General features: G+C 28.3%; 25 protein-coding genes and 7 tRNA genes. 14 read left to right on the top strand and 18 right to left on the bottom strand.

Annotated elements, in window-relative coordinates; all coding sequences use genetic code 11:
- Nucleotides 1-75 precede the first annotated feature (75 nt).
- From PG912_RS04280 to PG912_RS04290, 3 genes are all read left to right on the top strand, one after another.
- Nucleotides 76-159: transfer RNA gene (locus tag PG912_RS04280), tRNA-Ser, on the top strand.
- 15 nt (nucleotides 160-174) lie between these two features.
- Nucleotides 175-249: transfer RNA gene (locus PG912_RS04285), tRNA-Pro, on the top strand.
- A gap of 29 nt (nucleotides 250-278) precedes the next feature.
- A tRNA-Arg gene (locus PG912_RS04290) sits at nucleotides 279-352 on the top strand.
- A 228-nt stretch (nucleotides 353-580) separates the two neighbouring features.
- Here PG912_RS04290 and PG912_RS04295 read toward each other — a convergent pair.
- Nucleotides 581-910: a YegP family protein gene (locus PG912_RS04295; protein ID WP_275688601.1), complete on the bottom strand. Its 330-nt coding sequence runs from the start codon at nucleotides 908-910 to the stop codon at nucleotides 581-583.
- Between the two features lie 101 nt (nucleotides 911-1,011).
- Between PG912_RS04295 and PG912_RS04300 the strand changes: the two genes are divergently transcribed.
- Nucleotides 1,012-2,214 (top strand): site-specific integrase, encoded by a 1,203-nt coding sequence (locus PG912_RS04300; RefSeq protein ID WP_275688602.1) that lies wholly within the window; start codon nucleotides 1,012-1,014, stop codon nucleotides 2,212-2,214.
- A gap of 40 nt (nucleotides 2,215-2,254) precedes the next feature.
- Here PG912_RS04300 and PG912_RS04305 read toward each other — a convergent pair whose 3' ends face one another.
- Nucleotides 2,255-2,506 carry a helix-turn-helix domain-containing protein gene (locus tag PG912_RS04305; RefSeq protein WP_275688603.1) on the bottom strand — a complete coding sequence of 84 codons (252 nt, stop codon included), beginning with the start codon at nucleotides 2,504-2,506 and terminating at the stop codon, nucleotides 2,255-2,257.
- A 111-nt stretch (nucleotides 2,507-2,617) separates the two neighbouring features.
- Between PG912_RS04305 and PG912_RS04310 the strand changes: the two genes are divergently transcribed.
- Genes PG912_RS04310 through PG912_RS04325 form a run of 4 tightly spaced genes read left to right on the top strand, consistent with a single transcriptional unit; the run spans nucleotide 2,618 to nucleotide 4,769 of the window.
- Complete coding sequence (locus PG912_RS04310) at nucleotides 2,618-3,010, top strand: lipocalin-like domain-containing protein (protein ID WP_275688604.1); 393 nt, start codon at nucleotides 2,618-2,620, stop codon at nucleotides 3,008-3,010.
- Between the two features lie 7 nt (nucleotides 3,011-3,017).
- Nucleotides 3,018-4,139, top strand: a complete 1,122-nt coding sequence (locus PG912_RS04315) for an HNH endonuclease (RefSeq protein ID WP_275688605.1) — start codon at nucleotides 3,018-3,020, stop codon at nucleotides 4,137-4,139.
- On the top strand, nucleotides 4,123-4,539 hold the full coding sequence (locus tag PG912_RS04320; RefSeq protein ID WP_275688606.1) for a hypothetical protein: 417 nt from the start codon (nucleotides 4,123-4,125) through the stop codon (nucleotides 4,537-4,539). The genes PG912_RS04315 and PG912_RS04320 overlap by 17 nt, the downstream gene beginning before the upstream one ends.
- A complete protein-coding gene (locus tag PG912_RS04325) occupies nucleotides 4,536-4,769 on the top strand; it encodes a hypothetical protein (protein WP_275688607.1) in 234 nt (77 codons plus the stop codon). Before PG912_RS04320 ends, PG912_RS04325 begins: the two co-directional genes overlap by 4 nt.
- Before the next feature lie 81 nt (nucleotides 4,770-4,850).
- Here the strand turns inward: PG912_RS04325 and PG912_RS04330 are convergent, their stop codons facing one another.
- The 4 genes from PG912_RS04330 to PG912_RS04345 form a co-directional block, all read right to left on the bottom strand.
- On the bottom strand, nucleotides 4,851-7,073 hold the full coding sequence (locus tag PG912_RS04330; RefSeq protein WP_275688608.1) for an NB-ARC domain-containing protein: 2,223 nt from the start codon (nucleotides 7,071-7,073) through the stop codon (nucleotides 4,851-4,853).
- Nucleotides 7,031-7,762, bottom strand: coding sequence for an SIR2 family protein (locus tag PG912_RS04335; RefSeq protein WP_275688609.1), 732 nt, complete (start codon nucleotides 7,760-7,762; stop codon nucleotides 7,031-7,033). The genes PG912_RS04330 and PG912_RS04335 overlap by 43 nt, the downstream gene beginning before the upstream one ends.
- 17 nt (nucleotides 7,763-7,779) lie before the next feature.
- On the bottom strand, nucleotides 7,780-8,223 hold the full coding sequence (locus tag PG912_RS04340; protein WP_275688610.1) for a hypothetical protein: 444 nt from the start codon (nucleotides 8,221-8,223) through the stop codon (nucleotides 7,780-7,782).
- Nucleotides 8,224-8,388: 165 nt separating this feature from the next.
- On the bottom strand, nucleotides 8,389-8,973 hold the full coding sequence (locus PG912_RS04345; RefSeq protein ID WP_275688611.1) for an SLATT domain-containing protein: 585 nt from the start codon (nucleotides 8,971-8,973) through the stop codon (nucleotides 8,389-8,391).
- Between the two features lie 271 nt (nucleotides 8,974-9,244).
- Between PG912_RS04345 and PG912_RS04350 the strand changes: the two genes are divergently transcribed.
- From PG912_RS04350 to PG912_RS04360, 3 genes are all read left to right on the top strand, one after another.
- On the top strand, nucleotides 9,245-9,589 hold the full coding sequence (locus PG912_RS04350) for a hypothetical protein (protein WP_275688612.1): 345 nt from the start codon (nucleotides 9,245-9,247) through the stop codon (nucleotides 9,587-9,589).
- A gap of 81 nt (nucleotides 9,590-9,670) precedes the next feature.
- On the top strand, nucleotides 9,671-10,561 hold the full coding sequence (locus PG912_RS04355; protein WP_275688613.1) for an AAA family ATPase: 891 nt from the start codon (nucleotides 9,671-9,673) through the stop codon (nucleotides 10,559-10,561).
- Nucleotides 10,545-11,531, top strand: a complete 987-nt coding sequence (locus PG912_RS04360) for a DUF3871 family protein (RefSeq protein WP_275688614.1) — start codon at nucleotides 10,545-10,547, stop codon at nucleotides 11,529-11,531. The genes PG912_RS04355 and PG912_RS04360 overlap by 17 nt, the downstream gene beginning before the upstream one ends.
- 457 nt (nucleotides 11,532-11,988) lie before the next feature.
- On the opposite strand, the gene PG912_RS04365 is transcribed toward PG912_RS04360, so the two are convergent.
- The 7 genes from PG912_RS04365 to PG912_RS04390 form a co-directional block, all read right to left on the bottom strand.
- Nucleotides 11,989-12,321, bottom strand: coding sequence for a hypothetical protein (locus tag PG912_RS04365; protein WP_275688615.1), 333 nt, complete (start codon nucleotides 12,319-12,321; stop codon nucleotides 11,989-11,991).
- A 38-nt stretch (nucleotides 12,322-12,359) separates the two neighbouring features.
- A complete protein-coding gene (locus PG912_RS04370; protein ID WP_275688616.1) occupies nucleotides 12,360-14,144 on the bottom strand; it encodes a DEAD/DEAH box helicase family protein in 1,785 nt (594 codons plus the stop codon).
- Nucleotides 14,145-15,308 carry an AAA family ATPase gene (locus PG912_RS04375; RefSeq protein WP_275688617.1) on the bottom strand — a complete coding sequence of 388 codons (1,164 nt, stop codon included), beginning with the start codon at nucleotides 15,306-15,308 and terminating at the stop codon, nucleotides 14,145-14,147.
- A 473-nt stretch (nucleotides 15,309-15,781) separates the two neighbouring features.
- Nucleotides 15,782-16,204 (bottom strand): DUF2147 domain-containing protein, encoded by a 423-nt coding sequence (locus tag PG912_RS04380; RefSeq protein WP_275688618.1) that lies wholly within the window; start codon nucleotides 16,202-16,204, stop codon nucleotides 15,782-15,784.
- A gap of 49 nt (nucleotides 16,205-16,253) precedes the next feature.
- On the bottom strand, nucleotides 16,254-16,775 hold the full coding sequence (locus tag PG912_RS04385) for a KdsC family phosphatase (protein WP_275688619.1): 522 nt from the start codon (nucleotides 16,773-16,775) through the stop codon (nucleotides 16,254-16,256).
- The gene (locus PG912_RS13780; protein ID WP_408648413.1) at nucleotides 16,759-16,851 is read right to left on the bottom strand and encodes a hypothetical protein; all 93 of its coding nucleotides are present in this window, start codon (nucleotides 16,849-16,851) and stop codon (nucleotides 16,759-16,761) included. Before PG912_RS13780 ends, PG912_RS04385 begins: the two co-directional genes overlap by 17 nt.
- Nucleotides 16,836-17,516 (bottom strand): Rossmann-like and DUF2520 domain-containing protein, encoded by a 681-nt coding sequence (locus tag PG912_RS04390; RefSeq protein ID WP_408648407.1) that lies wholly within the window; start codon nucleotides 17,514-17,516, stop codon nucleotides 16,836-16,838. Before PG912_RS04390 ends, PG912_RS13780 begins: the two co-directional genes overlap by 16 nt.
- A 116-nt stretch (nucleotides 17,517-17,632) precedes the next feature.
- On the opposite strand from PG912_RS04390, the gene bshB1 reads away from it, so the two are divergent.
- Together bshB1 and PG912_RS04400 are read left to right on the top strand one after the other, a co-directional pair.
- Complete coding sequence (gene bshB1, locus PG912_RS04395) at nucleotides 17,633-18,349, top strand: bacillithiol biosynthesis deacetylase BshB1 (RefSeq protein ID WP_260585296.1); 717 nt, start codon at nucleotides 17,633-17,635, stop codon at nucleotides 18,347-18,349.
- A 55-nt stretch (nucleotides 18,350-18,404) separates the two neighbouring features.
- A tRNA-His gene (locus tag PG912_RS04400) sits at nucleotides 18,405-18,480 on the top strand.
- 58 nt (nucleotides 18,481-18,538) lie between these two features.
- Here the strand turns inward: PG912_RS04400 and PG912_RS04405 are convergent.
- Complete coding sequence (locus tag PG912_RS04405) at nucleotides 18,539-19,450, bottom strand: lysophospholipid acyltransferase family protein (protein ID WP_275688620.1); 912 nt, start codon at nucleotides 19,448-19,450, stop codon at nucleotides 18,539-18,541.
- An 89-nt stretch (nucleotides 19,451-19,539) separates the two neighbouring features.
- On the opposite strand from PG912_RS04405, the gene PG912_RS04410 reads away from it, so the two are divergent.
- Nucleotides 19,540-20,181: a rhomboid family intramembrane serine protease gene (locus PG912_RS04410; RefSeq protein WP_260585299.1), complete on the top strand. Its 642-nt coding sequence runs from the start codon at nucleotides 19,540-19,542 to the stop codon at nucleotides 20,179-20,181.
- 36 nt (nucleotides 20,182-20,217) lie between these two features.
- On the opposite strand, the gene PG912_RS04415 is transcribed toward PG912_RS04410, so the two are convergent.
- From PG912_RS04415 to PG912_RS04430, 4 genes are all read right to left on the bottom strand, one after another.
- Nucleotides 20,218-20,290, bottom strand: a tRNA-Gly gene (locus PG912_RS04415).
- Between the two features lie 40 nt (nucleotides 20,291-20,330).
- Nucleotides 20,331-20,406, bottom strand: a tRNA-Gly gene (locus PG912_RS04420).
- 44 nt (nucleotides 20,407-20,450) lie between these two features.
- A tRNA-Gly gene (locus PG912_RS04425) sits at nucleotides 20,451-20,523 on the bottom strand.
- 116 nt (nucleotides 20,524-20,639) lie between these two features.
- Nucleotides 20,640-21,086, bottom strand: coding sequence for a GNAT family N-acetyltransferase (locus PG912_RS04430; protein WP_275688621.1), 447 nt, complete (start codon nucleotides 21,084-21,086; stop codon nucleotides 20,640-20,642).
- Nucleotides 21,087-21,183 lie beyond the last annotated feature (97 nt).

A 21,183-nucleotide genomic window follows, 5' to 3' on the forward strand; every position in this document is an offset into this window, starting at 1 on the left:
GTGAAAGCATTTAAGTGGTTGTATATTTGCACTCGCAATTTAAAACTCTTATTTATTAAGTAGTTTAAATTTCAAGGAGAGGTGCCAGAGTGGTAATGGAGCAGATTGCTAATCTGTCGACGGGTAACTGTCGCCAGGGTTCGAGTCCCTGTCTCTCCGCAATTAAATTGCACTCGGGGTGTAGCGTAGCCCGGTCATCGCGCCTCGTTTGGGACGAGGAGGTCGCAGGTTCGAATCCTGCCACCCCGACACTGTTTTCGTAGAAACATAAAAACTACGGGCTCTTAGCTCAGCTGGATAGAGCACCTCCCTTCTAAGGAGGCGGTCGGAGGTTCGAATCCTCCAGGGCTCACTTAAAGCTTCACTAGAAATAGTGAGGCTTTTTTGTTGTTTAGTATTTACGGTACTTCAAGGCTGTTTTGTAGTCTTTCTTGGTATTCTATAATTATCAAATTTACATTAAATAAGGTATTTTAAAAGTACCCCACTTTTCCTGAAAGTACCCCATTTTATAAACTTAGATGTATAAAAAAAGGAGCCCATGTTTTGAGCTCCAAATAATTCTAAATAGATTTATTTTTTATGATAAATCTTCAGTAGAGGCTGATGGAGCATTACTCTTTACAGATGCAATACCATTATCTCTACCACTTGTACTTTCATACATTTCACTAGTGCCAATTATCTGACCATTACTAGCTTTCAAATTGAAATATGGCTTACCATTAGATGATGTTTTTTTATCAAATTTAGAATCATCTTGAGAGTTAGTTTTAACTGATGAAATACCATTCTCACAACTTGCTTTTGAAGAGTACCCCTCACTAGTTAAAATCACTTGACCATTATCAGCTTTTAAGTTAAACTGAAACTCACCATTGGTTCTTTTAGAAATAATAAATTTTCCCATTCTTTTAATTTTTAGATTAATAAAACGAAAGGTAGAAAAAATCTATAAATACCTGTATAAAAAGTTTTTCACATTTCATTAACAATTAAAAAGATAACACAATGACATCATATAAATTACACATATTATTCTATATAGATAAAGTTAAAATAAACCAAAAAGGAGAATGCCCTATGAAATGTAGAATTACATATAGGAAAACAAGAAAACAGTTTTCTACAGGGATATTTATAAATCCTAATGTTTGGTTGAGTAAGAAACAAAAAGCTTTACCTGAAAATAAAGAAAACACCATATTAAATAACAAGTTAAGCCTTATTCATCAACAGATAGATAAGGCTTTTTTATTTCTTCAAATCTCACAAGATAGCTTTGATGTAGATGATATTTATAGAAAGTATAAAGGTGAAGATGTTAAAACAGAAATAACAATATTAGGAGCTTATGACTTACATAATGAGAAAACTAAAAAACTAATAGGAGTTGATTTTAATGAGTTGTCTTGGAGTAGATATGTAGAGAGTAGAAGAAAAGTAGCAAGTTTTATTACTAAATTTTATAAGAGGAAAGATGTTAAGTTAAAAGACTTGGATTTAAAATTTATAAAGGATTTAGAGTATTACTTTAAAACAGAATTACATTTAAAACAAGCTACCATTTATAGAAGTATGCAGAGAGTAAAAAAGATAGTACACTTTGCTATTGCTGAAAATTATTTACAACGAGACCCTTTTAATTTATATAAGAATAAGAAGTACAAAACTAAAATTATTTACTTGTCAGTAGAGGAATTAGATAAACTTGAAAAGCATCATTTTAATCAATTAAGGTTGCAAAAAGTAAAAGATTTATTTGTGTTTTGTTGCTATACAGGTTTAGCGTATTTAGAAATGTCAACTTTGACAACTAAACATATTAAAATTGGATTTGATGGCAATGAGTGGATTGAAATGAATAGACAAAAAACAGATGCTAAAATTTCAGTTCCATTACTTCCAAAAGCAAAAGTTATTTTAGAAAAATACAATAATGAATTACCTAAAATATCTAACCAGAGATTCAATTCATATTTAAGAGAAATAGCTGAGGTTTTAGAGATAGAAAAGAAGTTAACTCACCATATAGCAAGAAAAACATTTGCAACTACTGTATTGCTTTATAATGGTGTTCCTATGGAAATTGTATCTGAATTATTAGGTCATTCTAAAGTTACAGTAACTCAAGAACATTATGCTAAGGTTGTTAAGAAAAGAGTAAGTGATGAGGTTTCTATGCTTCAGGTTAAATTAAAAGATAATTCTTAGCAGTAAATTAAATGGTTAAAATTAACAAAGATATTTAGGTTTATCTTTTTGTTTTTAATTTGAGTTTTTCTTCAAAATTAAATAATTCAGATATATGTATATCAAGAGCTTTTGACAGAGCTCTCATAGTAAATAGAGTAGTGTTTATTTCAGCTCTTTCTATCCTTCCTACTTGATTGATTGGTATATCAGCATCTATTGCTAGTTGCTCTTGTGACAGCCCTTTATCCTTTCTTAACTTCCTCAAGTTAGAACCAAATAATTTTATATATAAATCATCTTTAAACTTCACGGGTCTAAAGTCATCAAACAAATCAAATATTGTAAACACATATATGTGTGATTAATGTATATTTGGATTAAAAAATATACGCTTATGAAAACAATAATTAAAAATTCAATTATGAAAAACCTTTTAGTATTAACAGTAATAATTACCACGTTATTATCATGTTCATCTAGCGATGATAATATTTCAGGAAACTCAATAATAGGTACATGGAAAATGATTAGTCATTCAGATTTGAGTACATTCCCTGAATGCATGAAAAAAACAGTTATAATTTTTAACTCTGACAATTCTTTAGGAGGAACAAGCTATGAAGATTGTACAGGTAATAATGACCTAGGTGAGCCATTTAGTGGTGAGTATTCTAAGTCAGATACGAACGAATATACTTTAAAATTCAATAATTCATCAAGTCGTAATATTATTACAGCCAAAGTAGATAACAAAAGCCTTGTGATAACAGATAAAGGTTTATCAATAAGAGTTACTAATTGGGTAAAACAATAATAAAATTATGTCTTTTTTAATAATAGCTTGTTCTTTTTTTGTTTTCTTTATTTTATATTTAATTAAAAAAGGAATCATTAAAGATGGTAGTTGGTCTGTTTCTGACTCTACTCAAAGTATAGTGAAACACACAACGAATATAGAAATCAGAACTATAAAAAAAGACATAAAACCATCTCAAAAAGAATTAGAGAAGTTAAGACAGATGTTGAGTAATAAATACTCGTTAGAGTATTTAAAAAACAATTTTAAAAAAATAATTCATTTATATGATTTATCATTATCATGTAATGGTATACTTTTTTTTAGAAGATATATTTCTAATTATGATGAATTTGAATTTTCTGAAAGTGAAATAACTAAGCTATATAGCTTTATAAAGTATTTAAATAAAAAAGAAAAAAACATATTAGAAAATGTTGTTAATCTAAGCGAAAAAAGAAGAAGTCTTAAAAAAGAGTATGACTTAGAAAAATGGAGAGAAGAAAAATTTTATGAGCTTGATTCGTATCAGAGTGTTTTTCAGCTCATTAATAATAAGTCTAAATCAGAAATAAAATATTCTGACTTATTAAAATGTTTTGAATGGAAACTAAAAAGGTTTAAAATTCTTTTTAGAGACAAATATAAATGTCAAAAATGTAACACAGTAAGTATACATAATCATGTACATCATAAATATTATTTAAAAAACAAACTACCATGGGATATAAGAGATTATGCTCTAATTACCTTATGTGAAAACTGTCATTTAGAAACTCATAGAAATGAGAAAATTTCAACATTTGAAGAAAGTAAAGATGGTTTAAAAGAAGTTATTACACATTTTGTTATATGTAGTAGATGTAATGGAACTGGATATTTATTGCAGTATTCTTATAATCAAGGAGGGGTGTGCTTCAAATGTAAAGGGAATTTCCTCTCAAAGAGTTTTTTTGAAGAAGCGTTAAAAAATGTTAGGTTGAAAAAACACAACTCTTCAGGTAAATTAGAAAAAGCATTGAGTTTTATTGAATCTATAACGTATGAGGAGTTTATAACAATTACCCCAGATATTGATAAATACCAATTTAGTAATGTCCCAAATAAAAGAGAATATTATAATGAAAATGATGATTTACCTTTTTAGATGTTTTGTTAATATTTTAATTTTCACTTCTATATTTAATTGTTGTAAAACTTATTCTCAATCCATAACAAATTACGAAGCAAAAACATCATCGTTTAGGTTTAAAAATAATAATGATACTTGGAAGGATTGGAGTAAGCCAATTAACGTAGATTTAAACTTTAAAATAGATTTTAATAGAAAAGAAATATATTTCTATAACGACAATATAGAGATTAATAAAATTATAGGAAAAGAAAATGAAAATCCAGAAAATGATGATATTGTTTTATGGTGTTTAAACTCTGACAATGAAAGATTCGTTTTTAAAATAAGACCAATAAAAGATGAAAAATTACTGTTTTTTATAGAGCTTGAAAAGTTTCAATTTGTTTATAATGTAAATTATCTAGGAGAATGAAAGAGTATACAGAAGAATATAAAAAATTAAGTTCAGGACAAGTTATTAAAGAAACAAGATGTGTTTCTCCAGAAAATGGAAAGTTATATGCTAAAACTACTCTTTGTTACAATGATGAAGGCATAGTTTATAAAATTACTGATTGGGTACAAAACAAAGATAAGTCAATTACATACAGTAGTAGGATTATACCTCACCTTAATTGTTTTGGCAAACTAAATTTACGGTAGACAGCCAATTATTTAAAATAAAAACTTGGCATTTTGATATCAGTCAACTCGCCAAGTTTTATTATTTAAAGAGTGTTTTAACTATTTTTTATACATGTTATTAGTTCCAGTCTTTGCTATATCTTTAGAATAATTAATAATCCTCCAATCAGGGATTTTACTTACCTCTATTTTAGTTTGTTCATCAATTATTAACTTCTCCCATGTTTTTTTCAAAGTAATTGCTTTTGGGGGAGATGATTTTTCCCAAGTGTTTATACCTAATTTTAAAAAATATAATGAATTAAGTTTTTCTTTTGTTAACTTAAGAATGTTAAATATCCAAGAAGCAGCATAGCCTATGTTTAATTTTGAATGACTATTATCTTCTTTAAATAGAATAGTGATAGATATGTAATAACAGGTTAGCGCATTTGATTGGTCATTAAGAAGTTCTAAGCATTTACCTAGATTTCCATAAAAGTGTCCACCCAAATCTTCATTCACATTGTTTATTACATTTTCTATATTTTCTCCTTTGAGAAAATAAGTCAAAGCATCTTTTATGTTTTTTTCTATTTCGGAATCCCTATGTGATAAAGCTAAATTATGTCTGAGAGAATAATTATCTGCGATACCAGATTCACTTAATAAAAAGACTCCATACTCACCAATTTCTATAGCTTCCTTAAATTTTTCTTGATACCAAAAAAAGTAACATTTCTGACTACAATATGATAAGAATTGTGAACTTTTACCTGGAATTAAACTAGAATACTGATTTAATAATTCTTCACACTCCGTAAATTTACCAAATTGAGTTAAAGTTGTAGTTAAAATTGAAAATTGACTGTCAAAATATGGGTATTCATTTTCGATTGCTTTATTCCAGTCAATTAAGTGAAATAATTTCTCAGCTACTCTTAAATATTCTTCTGAAAAACCAGCAGATAATATAGTAGAAGAAACTTCTTCTAGAGCAACTAAAGCTGGTTTGTAATCTCCTTTATTTATTTGTAGTTCAATTTTAGATGTCCAGTTTTGAAAGGATGATAAATTCATGTCAGAGCTAAGTTTTGGTTTCAATATATATATGAATTGATCATAATACTGAACCAATAAAGTAATATACTTAGCTCTTTCTGTTTGTGGGAATTTAGATGAAATGTACTCTTTAACTAATGGATGAAGTTCTATTTGATCTTCACTGATTGTTGAAGATTTTATTTCAATTAAATTTAAATTTTTTAGAACTTTAAATGCTCTATTGAATTGATTATTTTTTAATTCAGGTTCAATAATTTTTTTTAAGTTAGAAACTGTTTCTGGTTTTACTATTTCAGAAATACCTCTAAGTAAAGTTCTTTGCTTTTCATTAAGAGAATACCATACTTCATTTAAAATTTTGTCTGAAAGTATAGAAGAGAAACCATCTTCATTAAAATCTGTTTTATCCTCAATACTTTGTATGAATTTTGTAACGGTTTGTATTCCTCTTAATGCTTGTGCAGCAATTAAGTTCAGCCACAAAGGATGTCCATTAGTTAATTTATAGGCTTTTTTACTTAATTCATCTAATTGTTTTTTGCTTACTGGAATTTTATATAAAGTAAACATTTCTTCACTTTCATTTTCAGACAAACCATTTAACTTTAATTGATAAAAATTTAAACTGGCTTCTCTAATAAAAGGACGGCAAGTAAAAATGAATTTTGATTCATGACTTATTTCTAAAGCTTGTTCAAAAAAATACTTCATACCTCCTGAAGGTGTAAAAGTTTCTAAATCGATGTAACTATCAATATTATCAAAGACAAAAACAATTTTTTTATTAGATAGTTTTTTAAAAAAGATATCAACTAACTCTATGTTAGAAGCGTTATCTAACTGTTTAGGTGTGATTTTATTTTTAGAAATTCTCTTTATTATAGAAATTAATTTTGTTTGAAATCGATTAGTTTCTTCTTTAAAATCTCTCCAATCCCCAAATTCAAATAAATTTGAATCAAAACAATTCTTTAAATAATGAGCAGCAAGTGCTGATTTTCCTTGACCTCCGATTCCTGTAATGAAGATAACTTTAAAAATGTCTGTAGATATATTTTCAAGTTCTTTCTCTCTTCCAACCCAAAACTTATTATTAGGAGGTAAATCATACTCTAAGGAATCAGATATTTCAATGATATCTTCACCACCAACATTTAACTTATTGAAAAACGTTTCTTTTGTTTCTTTTGTTTCTTTTGTTTCTTCCTTTATCTGTAGTAGAACTTTTTCGGTATCTAAATGTGAGTCAATTTGAATTGGAGATACTTTTTTGGCCAATTTTTATGTTTTTCTGAAGTAATTATAAAATGTTCTGGAGTGAAACCACTGTAAAGGTTTGTTATAAAATTAAATACATAATTTATGTGTGGGTCTGATAAACTAAAACCTATAAATAGAATTGATTTATCCGAAATTATTTTTTTTAATTCAAAAACTGAAGTTTGTTCTTTTTGGCTATATAATTCTTCATATTGAGAAGGAAAAAGTATGCATTTGTCAGGCTCATGAATATCACCATGAATTTTAAATATGTATTTTTCATATTCAGAAATTTTAGAGACTTTAAAGGTATTAGAGTATTGAATTTTTTCAAAATCTTGAAACTGATCTTCTAGTAAACAATCATAATTTGTTGTTATTATTTTAGTTGAAATTTCACTTAAGAGTTTGTGTATTGAAGTCGGTTTTTTATCATCATAAGACCTTATTTTTTTTTCTAAAGCTTCAAACGCATATTCTTTATGAGGCTCTATTTTATTTAGAACATCTAGAGGATTCATTATATCATCATTCAATGCAGTTTTGTATTTTTCAGCTTTAGGTTCTTGTTCATTAATTTCCTCAAGAATACTTATAATTAGTTCTTTCCAACTAGGAAGTCCTGCATTCATTGATAACCCTGCACCAGCAAAAATTACAACTTGTTTTTTATTTATTTTTTCAATTAGCGATTTTGGAATTTTCATATTTTTCAACCAGTCTTTTATTTATTTAAATAATTTCTTTCTTTCAATATTATATTAATTAATTTAAGTGTTTCGTATTGTTTTTTTTCAATGTCATTTGACTTCCATAAGTTAGATAAAGGAGTTATAATTGTTATTAGTGAAGCTAAAATACTCAAAGTTAATCCTGTGTTTTTATCTTGAATTGTTCGATTAACAAAATCCAATATTACATTTTCTTCATTTTCATATTTATTTAATAAAAAAGGAACTAAAAAATAAATTAAAATAAATATGATTAGTGCAGAAATTAAATAATTGAGAGTAGTTTTTAGTTTTTGATTAGTTATTTTTTTTAAAATAAGATTGGCATCTGTTTTTTTTATTAAGAGCTCCTTTTTTTCATATTTCTCAATATTGTTCTTTTCAATATTAATATTTATATCTCTTCCTACTTTTACATTTTTATTCTTGTCAAACATTTTATTATCTATACTTTTTATATCCTTTTTTTATTTTAGTTAGGATGGTTTGGAGTTAATCCTTTATTATAAACTTAATGAATCTTATTATAATGTTTTCTTTATATCAAAGAATAAAGGATTAATCCCGGAACTAACATTGCTAATAGATATACTAATTTTGTTTTATAAAAAAAATATCTGAATTCCCCACCAATAATACCATTTTAAATATTTATAATACTCCATGTTATCAGCTCTAAATTTATAGGTATCTAATTGAGAGTGATTGTTATATCGTCTTAATATATTTTGGCATTTTATTTGTAATTTACTACAGAAGTCTAGTATTTCAGTATCTGTAGATTCAGTTTGGTAAGATTTGAAATTTTGAAGTTCATTATATAAATCTGCGATATATAAAGAGCAGTCATGGAATTTTTCTGCCTTTACTAAATAATTTTGAGAGCTCTCAAAAATTGAAAAAATTAATAGTCCAATAGAAATAGCAGTTATTGAAAAAGCAAATAAATTTTCATTTTGCTTTGAAGGGTTGTAAATATTATATACAGAAAGAAGTCCAAATATTATCAGATAAACTGATAAAACACTTGAGCATATATTAGAGGTTTTAGATAATCCTTTTAATCTATCACTAGCATAAAAACGAATTCCTTTAGTAGACCATAATTTATGTTTTAACTCTTCTGAAAAATTTTTATCTAAATGTCTTTTACCTTCGGGTTTTTCAAAGCTTTTTGGTTTTGTCATGTTTTTAAATCTTTCTAATTTTACAGCTATTTATGAGGAAACTAATGTACTAATTTATCTTTTTATTTTTTTGAGATTTATTAAGTGATTTCTTTAAATAAAACTTCTAAACTTGACTAAAGTCATAAAGCCAACTTTATTTTAGAAAATTTTCATCATTTTTTTTAAAACTCCTTTTGTGTACGGGAGACCATAATAATTAGACAAACACTCCCCCCTAAGATTGCAGATGGGTTAGTACCCCGTCATTGTTTAATTAAAAAATAAAATTATGGTTACTATCAAAAATTTCAAACAAAGAGAAAATTCAGAAGGAGAAAAATTTAATGTATTAGTAGTTCAAGGAGGAGTAACTCCTGTGAAAAGTAAGGATACAGGAAGAATGTATTTTACAGCTAAAACAGCTACAGTTTCATGTACTTTCGATGAAGATATGTGTAAAGATTTAATCGGAACTAAATTTCCTGGTGAGATTGTTAAAATAGAGTGTGACCCATTCGAATTTGTAATTCCAGAAACAGGCGAAGTTATTACACTAACTAGTCGTTACGAATACAAAGATGAAGTTTTGGAAGAAATCAACGAGCAGTTAATTCCTGAAAGGGATGTGATATAACTACTTTTTAATATTACGAATAATGAAAGAGCCTATAAGGGCTCTTTTTTTTGATATATACATTAACTAAAATTCATATAGATGAAATTACAACAAGCAAAAAAAGAACAAGTAAAACTCCGTATTGGTTTAAGTGGTGCTTCTGGATTTGGAAAAACTTATTCAGCACTTTTATTGGCATACGGAATAACAAATGATTGGAGTAAAATAGCAGTTATTGATACTGAAAATGGTTCTGCTAATTTATACGCAGAATTAGGAAGCTACAATACTGTTGCATTGCATGCACCGTATGCACCTGAAAGATATATTGAAGCAATAAAGCTATGTGAAAAAGAACAAATGGAAGTAATTATCATTGATTCAATTACTCAAGAATGGAGTGGAACAGGTGGCTGTTTACAAATTCAAGAGCAATTAGGTGGAAGATTTATGGATTGGGCAAAAGTAACACCAAGACATCAAGCTTTTATTGATGAAATATTGGAATCCAATTGCCACATTATAACTACGGTTAGAAGAAAAATAGATTATTCATTGGATGTAGGTTCAAATGGAAAATCGAAAGTAATTAAGCACGGAACTAAGGAGATTACTCGTGAGGGATTTGAGTATGAGTTAACGGTGAATTTTGAATTGATAAATGACAAACATTTAGTAGTAGCAAGTAAGGATAGAACAGGGTTGTTTATGAATAAGCCTGAATTTATTGTCACTTCAGGACTCGGTAAGAAACTTAAAAAATGGTGCAATGTAAATATTAACGTAGAAGAAATTCATGATGAAATAAATCAATGTTTAACTATAGAAGGCTTAAGGCATGTTTATGCTAAATATCCAAATTTACAAGAAACTATAAAAGAGAAAATTTTGGAAAGGAAGCAAGAGATTGAATTATCAAAATCAGAAATATTAGATAATAAAGAAATTGTAGAATCTGTAAAAACTAACAACAATGGAATTAGTTCTTAATAAGGTAAATACTCAATCGAGAGATTTACATCCAGAAAAACGAAGTAATAAAAGGTTTAAAAGCCCATTCATTGAAGCTAATACAAAAGAGGTTACAGTACAGCATTTGACTAATGATACTATTCTTCCCGTATTTTCAAAAGATAATGAAGTAACGATTAGTCATGCGGAATTTGTTAACGCTACTAAAAACGCCATAGAGCAAGTATTTCCACTGCAAGAATATGAAGAGTCAAATATTAGAGTATCACATATTGTAAAAGGAAGAATACCTACTGCAATTGGTAAATCAGTAAAGGAATTATTAGACACAGAGAAAACAATCTACTATGAGAGAATGGCTTTTTGTATAGAGATTCCAAGTATCACTAAAAATATTAATGGAAATGAATTATCACTTGTTGTTGGTGGAGTCAGAGCATTTAATAATGAGAATCTTTATAGTAAAAAATCTTACGAGAAGTTTAGAGTATTTATAGGTTTTGTAAATGCAGTATGCACCAATTTGTGTGTTGCTACTGATGGATTTAAAGATGAATTAAAAGTCTTAAATGTAAATGATTTACAATTTGGGATTGAAACTCTATTTAGAGAGTATAATCAAGAAAAACATCTGGGTAATATGAAGCGTTTAAGCGGGTTTTATTTGTCAATGGAACAAGTAGCTCATTTAGTAGGGAAGATGAAAATGTATCAATATTTGAGTGCTTCTGAAAAGGATAATTTATTCCCGTTAAATTTAAATGATTCACAAATAAATACGATTGCTAAAAACTACTTTAAAGATGAGAATTTTAATGTTTCTCCTGAAGGTGTGATAAGTTTGTGGCAATTATACAATTTATTCACAGGAGCAGTTAAAAGTAGTTACATAGACAGCTTTCTACAACGAGAGTTACGAGCGTATGAGTTTATTCAAGAACTAGCTAATTCGATACAAAATGAGAAGCCTAATTTTTTCTTGCATTAGTATTATATGGCTAAAACTTAAAAATGAAGAATATTAAATTGAATGTAAATGTAGTATGAGTAAAAGTGAAATAGTAACGTTTGATAAATATTATGCACCCAATAGAATTTTAGTTGTCACTCAATGGAATGAATTAATAACATTGTATTGTCCATTTCCTGTACAGTTTATTTATAATGTTGATAGGTTTAAGAAAAATAAAATAGTGTTAGTAGAAGAAACCACATTGTCCCAAAACGGTAAATATGTATTTAAAATTAAGGGTAAATGGTTCTTCTACTACCATTTTGAAATACTTTGTTATAATATATAGCTGAAAGTATAATGATGGAGTTATGCTGTATTAACTTTTGAGACGGTTTCTCCTATATCAAAAAACCCCTGAAAAGAACTCTTGAGATTCTGAATTTGAAAACACCTCTGTTTTTCTATTATTTTATTAATGGTAAAAATTATTTTATAAAAACTCAGGTGTTTTTGAAATCAGATTAAAATACTCATCAGATAATTCTTGAAATATAATAAGATTGGGACTTGGGACAATTTTATAGTCATTAGGAATATAAAACTGGCTTTCTTGCTCATACAAAACAAGTGAATCCTTTCCTTTATAATTCTTTGGGTAGCTCACATGAAAAACTATACTGTTTATTTTATTTTTATCACTTTGTGTAATTTTTGATTCTTTTTCCTTTGTAAAGAATATAGCATTTAAAATAGCTCTTACTTTTTCTTTTTTAAATCCATTTTCATTGTAGTAGCTATTAGGAATGTTTTTTAATAAACCCATTGTTTTAAACTTATCATCTAAATATTCTTTAAGAGCAACTAAAGGAATATTTTTTTCTTTAAACAGAAATCAAAAATTAATTTTATTAGTTCAATAAGAGCTTCATCTTTTTTATCTGTAATTATAACCTCAGGGCTTCTAATTATTTCATAATCATTATTTACTCTATTTATATTTAAATGAGTTTTAATAAAGCTACTTATAATTAAACTCTGTTTTAATCTATTAAACTTCAATGTAGATAAATGGCTATTTAGATAAATGGTTTCCTTTAAAGACTTAAAGTATTCAAAATTTTCAATGACAGGAACTAATATCTTCTGTTCAAAATATGGTGATTTAATTAACTTTACAATCTTATCATTTGATTTAACATCTTCTAGGTTTAAATGTTGACCTATTTTATTATCAAATAAATATGATACAAATTTATCTATGTTTGTACCATTGATTATTTCGTATGAAAACTCTTTAGGGTTTTTAATAAATTCACATGCTAAGTTATTTAAAGTATCTTTCACTTTTTCAGGACTAAGTACTTTCGCTACTTCTTGTGGCATTTCTGTCGCCATAGCATTAATATCACTATATTTATTTAACTCTTCTTTTAATTTTGATGGAGTAATAAAGTAATTAGCTCTTAATTGCTCTAAATAATACGTCTGCATCAGATATCGTTTAATAAGGTCTTTAATTATAGCACTTTTAGTCGCTATATCAGATATATCAAAAGTATTTAGATACTCATCAGGAATGTCAGAGGATTCAAAAGTGTTTATTAATTTAGAAATAGTGGTAAGATCACTTTTAATAGTTGAAATGTTTTTTGAATTATCTTCAATAGCCTTAGCTTTATTCACTACATGAATATGAATGTCTAATTTTTGTCTAAATCGTTTAGAGAACTGTTTTATTTCTTTTGGATTAGATTCAAAAAGAACTAAAGCCATTCCTATATTTTTATTTTTTATGTTAGCTCCTGTACTAATTACACTTGTGCATATTAGGAAATCAATATCAGGATTAATTATCATTTCATGGACTAAATCATCGTATAAGTCTTCTTTTTTATGATGTGAAGTTAGCACCCTAGATTTATATTCTAAATCGTTTAATGCTTTATTAATTTTTTCACACTTAACTGTGTTGTTTATAAAGATAGTATTGAGATATCCAGAACCGAATTGTCTTATAGCACTTCTAGCGAACTCAATAGCGATTTTAGTTTCATCATGATTTGAATTATAGAGACTAATATTAGCTTTTTTCTCATCTTCTTTTCTAACTTGTATGTGAGTTAAATTAAAGAGTTTATTGACCTCTTCACTAGGAGTGCCAGTCATTAAAACCAACTTAGCACTTGTATTTAAAAAAAGAGAGATTTCTTTTTCAAAGTAAGTTCTTTTATCAAAATTCTTATAAGAATAGGTTAGAGAATGAGCTTCATCTAAAACAATAATATCATCCTCGTTAAGGCTATTAGCAATATGTTTTAAACTTTGGTAAGTGCTAGATATAATTTTATCTGTTTCAATAAGTTTTTTTCTTTCGGAATTAGCATTTAAAACTAGGTCAATACTATGTTTTCTTTCTTTTAAAGCTACGGAAAATTGTGATTGAATAATCAGAAATGGAGCACAAAATATTAACCTTCCTTTTCTTTTATTCTCTTTTATATCAATTCCAATTTCAACAAATAAAGAGGTTTTACCAGTGCCAGGATTTGAGTCAATTAATATTGTTTTATTCTTATCGAGTATTTCTAAAATAGCTTGCTTGTGAACAGATAAATATTCTTTTTCTTTTAGTTGTATTTTTTTCATTTAAAACTTTTTGAATTTGCTAAATTCAGGTTTGCTTTGTGAGTTGTCATTTTTTTGATTGTTGAAAATTTTCTCAGCTGTAGATTTACTTACTGCTAATTCAGTTCCTTTAAGTTCTAATTCTATTTTCCTATAAGAAAAACCTTTGTCTTTTAACTCAATAACTTTTTTTATAAGTTCTGGATTTCCATTTTTGGAACCCACTTGTTTATTGGTGATTGTTTCAGTATGCTCAAAAAGAAGATTTTTATTTAGTTTTAAAATTTGACCATTTTTTTTATACTTAGATTCTAAAAAATTTGATTTTAACACCCATAAACTAGTATGACCTCCTTGAGGTCTTAATTCAAGGACTGCTCTCATTTTAGCTTCAAAAGCTTGAGAACCAATTATACTATCTTTTGTAGGTGCATTATTTTGAGTTCTCTTTCCAATATGATGTAGAAAAATAACCAAACAATTAAACTTTTTAGCTAGTTTATCATATTCATTCAGGAAATTTCTGACTTGAGTATTGGCATTAATTTCTTTTGTAAAAACGTCTGTAAATGCATCAATAACAACTAAGTCAACAGGGTTTTCTTTTAATTTTTTAGATAAGATTGTGAGTAAATCTGTTGTGTCAAAAATAAAATCTAAATTCTTTAAATGTGATAGATCAATATCAGGATTGTTTATTTTTAAAGTATCAACTTGTTTTCGAATAGAATAACTTAAAGAAGTAGAATCATCTTCTGTACTTACGTAAATAACTCTGTTTTGTTTTGAATTTAACTTGTAGCCTAAAAAGTTATCTAATTTTAAAGCTATGGAAATACTTAACTGTCTTAAGAAAGTTGATTTACCGCTATCAGATGTTCCAACTAAAGATGCTAAACCTACTGTTTGAAGAAATGGATCTAATAATCTAGGTACTTTTGCTGTTTTAAAGTTATATAGTTCGAAAGCAGAATAATTAGTCTTATCAATAATGGGAGGCGTAGCCTCAATTGGAGATTGAATTTTTTCTCCTTTGTCACTTTTTTTTCTTAACTCTTTTAATGATAGCTCAGTTTTTTTTACATTGGATAACTCTTTTTTATCTTTTGAAGTTTTTTTAAGAAACTCTTGAAATTCATCTGGATTACCTAGATTATAAGTGTCTAATTCTTTCTTTTCTGACATAGAGAACAAGTAGTATAAATTTTGTGTCCAAAATATATATTTATATAAGGACAGGACAGTTAGCAATTTTTCTTTTTTCAGGATAAGGAACTAAGATAAAGAAATAAACTAAAGGCACACTTTTAGGGATACCTATTTTTGTAAATAGGCTAGAACTATTATAAATACTAGAGATAATGGAAGGAATTCGAATCCTCCAGGGCTCACTTAAAGCTTCACTAGAAATAGTGAGGCTTTTTTGTTGCTTTAAGGTTTGTTTTATTAGTGTTTCTATGGGGTATTCTCAAAAGTTCTGTGTGAATTGAAATAGGAGTACGATTTTTGTATTCAAAAACATCTTTTGAGAATGATCCGTAAAAGGCACACTTTTAAGGTATCTAGTTTTGAGTTGAAAAGTAATATTTTAAAAAAAAAGGAATAAAAAAACTCTAACCAGTGAGTAGTTAGAGTTTTTTGTTGTTTAGGTAAAAATATTAATTTTTACGATGCCAATAAGTAGTTCTACCAAAAGCAGCAAAACCAATATATCCTCGAATTTTTAATTTATTGTTGCTGTCAAGTTTGATGTAGCATTTGTATTCTTTTCCATTTTTAGGATCTAATATTTTTCCGCCACTCCATTCATTATTATTTTTTGATAGTCCGGTTAAAATATTCATTCCCAAAATAGGAGCATTTTTACTTTTTCCGCCACATTTATCACATAAAACTTTCTGCCTGTCTTTGTCGGTAATTTCAATAATTTTAGCAAATGCTTTTCCGTTTTTTTTGTAAACTTCAATAACAGAATCGACCTTATTTGTTTCTTCATCTCTATTTTCCCATTTTCCGAAAATAGTTTGAGAGCTGATAGAAGAACTAATAATAAATAAAAGGATAAAAAGTGATTTTTTCATTTTGTAAAATTTAATTAAATTATATTTTCAATAATCGTTCCAATCAATCCTATTGATCATTAACATTACGATCCCATTTTTTTTGAACACGTAAAACTTGTTCAATTATATCACGTGCACAACCTTCGCCACCATTTTTATCAGAAATGTATTTTGATACTTGCTGAATTTCACGAACAGCATCATTAGGGCAACACGGCATACCTACTAATTTCATTACAGGGTAATCAGGAATGTCATCACCCATATAAACTATGTTTTCGGGGTTTAAATTGTACTTTTCTACAATTTCATTAAACTGCTTAATTTTATTATGAGCTCCTAGGTAAATATCCATAATTCCTAAATTAGCCAAACGCGTACGAACACCTTCGTTTTTTCCGCCAGAAATAATACATACTCTAAAGCCAGATTTTACGGCAGCTTTTAAAGCGTATCCGTCTTTAATATTCATTTGGCGTACTAATTCACCATCAGGAAAAACGGTTACGATTCCGTTTGTTAAAACACCATCTACATCAAAAATTAAAGTATCTATTTGTGGTAGTATTTCTTTATAGCTTTTTTCCATTTCTTTGGATTGATTTTGTAATAATTTGATAAATTTCTTGTTGTTCTTTGTTGAGTAATTCTAAATGATTCTGAATCGTTTTTTGATCGTTTCTCTTCGCATACCAGTTTGAGCTTCTTCTGGATTTAAGGAGATGATTTTTCTTGCTGTTTCCTGAATTAAAGGTTGTAAAATTTCAAAAGGAACCTGGTGTTCTTTACAAATGTCTTCACCAATTTTGTAAAAGTGGTTTGTAAAATTATTTACAAAAACAGCAGCGACATGTAAGGTTTTACGTTGTTTAGAATTTATATGATATGTTTTTTTTCCGATTGATGTTGCTAATTTTTCTAATATATTTAAATCTTCCTCGTTTTCAGCTTCTAAACAAAATGGAATTTCATCAAAATTAACAGTTTTGTCCTTCGAAAAACTTTGTAACAAGTAAAAAACACCTTTCCGGCTCTTATTTTTTAAAGAATTTAAAGAGGCACTTCCAGAAGTATGTACAATCAAACTGTTTTTTTTATCAATTTCTGATGAAACTTCAGAGATAGCATCATCTGAAACTGCAATAATATACACGTCGGCATCTATTAATAGCTTTAAACTATTGGTAATGGAAACATCTTCCTTTAAATGTTTAATTTGCTGCAGGTTTCTGGCGTACACTTGCACTAAAGAAACTACTTTCGTTTTATTAAAAGCTTTTGCTAAGTGAGTTGCTACATTTCCGCCGCCAATAATCGCAATTTTAATCATAAGCACGAAGATATTGATTTTATGTTATAGTAATTTAGCTAATTCAAAAAAGGTAAAAGTAAAATAATAAAGGTTTAAAGTTGATTTTGTAGATTAGCTTATTAAAAGAGATACATATGAAATTAGATATATTGGCGTTTGGAGCGCATCCCGATGATGTAGAGTTAGGTTGTGGAGCAACTATTGCAAAAGAAATTTCATTAGGTAAAAAGGTTGGAATTGTAGATTTAACTAGAGGAGAACTTGGTACAAGAGGTTCTGCAGATTTAAGAGATAAAGAAGCGGCAAAAGCTGCTGATATTTTAGGTGTTTCAGTACGTGAAAACTTAGGTTTTTCAGATGGGTTTTTTATAAATGACAAAGAGCACCAATTGGCAATTATAAAGATGATTCGTAAATATAAGCCAGAAGTGGTATTGTGCAATGCAATTGATGATCGACATATTGATCATCCTAAAGGAAGTAAAGTGGTTTCTGATGCGTGTTTTTTAAGTGGCTTATTAAAGATTGAAACTATGTTAGGGAATGAACAACAAGAAAAATGGCGTCCCAAACAAGTATATCATTATATACAATGGAAAAATATTGAGCCAGATTTTGTAATTAATGTAACCGGGTTTATGGATAAAAAGGAAGCTGCAGTTTTAGCATACGCTTCACAGTTCTTTGATCCGAAAAGTAATGCTCCAGAAACGCCTATTACAAGCAAGAATTTTACAGATAGTATAAGATATAGGGCTAAAGATTTAGGAAGATTGATTGGTGTAGATTATGCAGAAGGTTTTACGTCAGAACGTTACGTGGCTGTTGAAAATTTAAGTAAATTAATTTAAAAAAAAGTTTTGCAGATATCAGAAACTGTTATATATTTGCACCCGCAAGTTACATGGTGGTTGTAGCTCAGTTGGTTAGAGTATCGGTTTGTGGTACCGAGGGTCGCGGGTTCGAATCCCGTCTTCCACCCAAAAAGTCTTCTCATTTGAGAAGACTTTTTTAATTTACAGCAAAAAAAAACTTCTCAATTATCTTTGAGAAGTTTTTCTGATTTTTAACCATTCGTCGTATTTGTCTTTATGTTTAAAGCGTTTGTGTGTCCATAAATAACACTCAGGTTGTTTGTTTATATTTCTTTCTGTTATTTCTATAAATTTATCCGTTATTTCGAAATTGTCGTAGCTCTTAGGATTGTCTGTTATTAGTTCGAATTCAGTTTCAAAATATCCTCTTTTAATTTTAGTCGTATTCATGTTAACAACTATTAAATCGTATTTTTTTGCTAAAATTTCAGCGCCAGTATGTACGGGTACTTTTTCATTTAAAAAATGAGACCAATACCTTGTTTTACGAACTTTAGGTGATTGATCACTTAATAATATGTATAGCGTTTGTATTTTTTTAGCTTCTCTGCTGCTAATTGTTTTGTTGAAGGCAATAGTAGGAACTCCTTCGAAACCAAATTTAGTTCTCGAAGCCTTTATTTTTTTTTCAAAAAAAGGATTTTGTATTTTGGTGTAAGCGCCATAGCAGTTAATGTTTAAATACTTTGGCATTGCAAAAGCCCATTCCCAGTTAGCTTGATGGGCACCAACTAAAGCAATACTTTTTCCTTGTTTAGTTAATTCGTTTATTAGTTCAGGGTTTTTGTATTTGTATCTTTTTGATATTTCTTTTTCGCTAATGGTAAAAGATTTTATGCTTTCGAAAATTAAATCAACAAAGTGTCTAGAGAATTTTCTTGATAATTTATTTATCTCTTTTCTTTTTTTATTAGGAAAAGCTGTTTTTAAATTACTAAGAATGGTTTTTTTTCTATAACCGATAATATGATATAGTATAAAAAAGAAAAAGTCAGAAAGTAGGTATAAGATTCCCATAGGTAATCTTGATAACATCCATATAAAAGGATAGGTAATCGCAAAAGTAAAAAACTTCATAATTTAAATTTAAAACGCAAATATCGGATTAAATTATCAATCATTTGCTTTATTAACTTTTGATTATGTTTGTGGTATAAATATATATAATGAGTCAAATTATTTTAATATTAATAGTTGCAAACGTTTTAGTGTCTTATAAGGGATTTAATGATCTTGTTTTTTTTGATAGATACAAGTTTCAAGTGCAAAAAATACTAGGAGGAGAAAAGTTAAGAATGTTAACATCGGGTTTTTTACATGTAGATTGGATGCATTTGGGCTTTAACATGTATGCATTGTATCTTTTCGGAAAAGTAGTTGTTGTTAATTTCGGAATTCCTTATTTCTTGTTGATTTATGTGGGGAGTTTGGTTGCGGGGAGTCTGTATTCATTGTATCAGCATAAAAATGAATTTTATTACAGTGCTGTCGGCGCTTCTGGTGCCGTATCGGGTATTATTTTTTCATCAATAATGTTGTATCCAGATATGGAGTTAATAATGTTGCCAATTCCAATTCCTTTACCAGGGTATATTTTTGGTATTGGGTATTTATTGTATTCAATCTACGGAATGAAAAATCAGGTAGGTAATGTTGGGCATTCTGCGCATTTAGGAGGTGCGATAGGTGGTTATGTATTAACATTACTATTAAAACCAAGTGTGATAGGAAACAATACTTTAATGATAGGAATTATCGGAGTGATTATAGTGGGGTTGTTTTTATTTGGAGATAAATTAAAGAAGTAAAAATAAAAAAGCCGAAACAAATGTTTCGGCTTTTTGAGCGAAAGACCAGGTTCGAACTGGCGACATTCAGCTTGGAAGGCTGACGCTCTACCAACTGAGCTACTTTCGCATTGGTAAATAAAGGTTTTAGAGTCTACCTTTTAAAGACTTGGAGCGAAAGACCAGGTTCGAACTGGCGACATTCAGCTTGGAAGGCTGACGCTCTACCAACTGAGCTACTTTCGCATTGGTAAATAAAGGTTTTTAAAGTCTACCTTTTAAAGACTTAGAGCGAAAGACCAGGTTCGAACTGGCGACATTCAGCTTGGAAGGCTGACGCTCTACCAACTGAGCTACTTTCGCATTGGTAAAGATTATTGCAATTACTTGCACTTGCTTTTTAATAAAATAAATTATGTTGTAAAGCGGTTGCAAATATAAGATGTTTTCTAGTATTTGCAATGGTATTTTTAATAAAATTAATAAAATTTTTGATCTTCTCTCATAACTTTCACGAAATGAAAACCATAGATCTCAAATCCTTCATTGTAATAAAACTTTTGAGACTTTCTATTAGCTGTATAAGTGTTTAATTCTGCCGCTTCACATCCTTTAGCCTTGGTGTATTCGTAAATCCATTTAAAAAATAACTTCCCTAAGTTTTGCCCACGATATGTTTCATCAATAATAACATGATCTGGTTCTACACTTTTGCCAAGATAATGACGCATGCTATACCAAAGACCGGAAATACCAATTAACAAATCATCATCAAAAACACCAACACATTCATAGGTATTATACGTTACCATTTCTAAAACACGTTCTTTTAAAACTTTATCAGGGGTGGTGGTATTTACTTTTCTTAATAACGGAAGAATACTTAGTATGTCTTTTTTATCAATAGGTTTAAAGTTGATGTTCATTATTTATTAAATTAATAGTTAGAAAGAAATAAAAGACTAAATTACTATACATAAACGTAGTAGTTTAGAATAATAGTTTTCTATTTAAAAGAGCAAA

This window comes from Tenacibaculum retecalamus, assembly GCF_027941755.1.
GTDB classification, from domain to species: domain Bacteria; phylum Bacteroidota; class Bacteroidia; order Flavobacteriales; family Flavobacteriaceae; genus Polaribacter; species Polaribacter haliotis_B.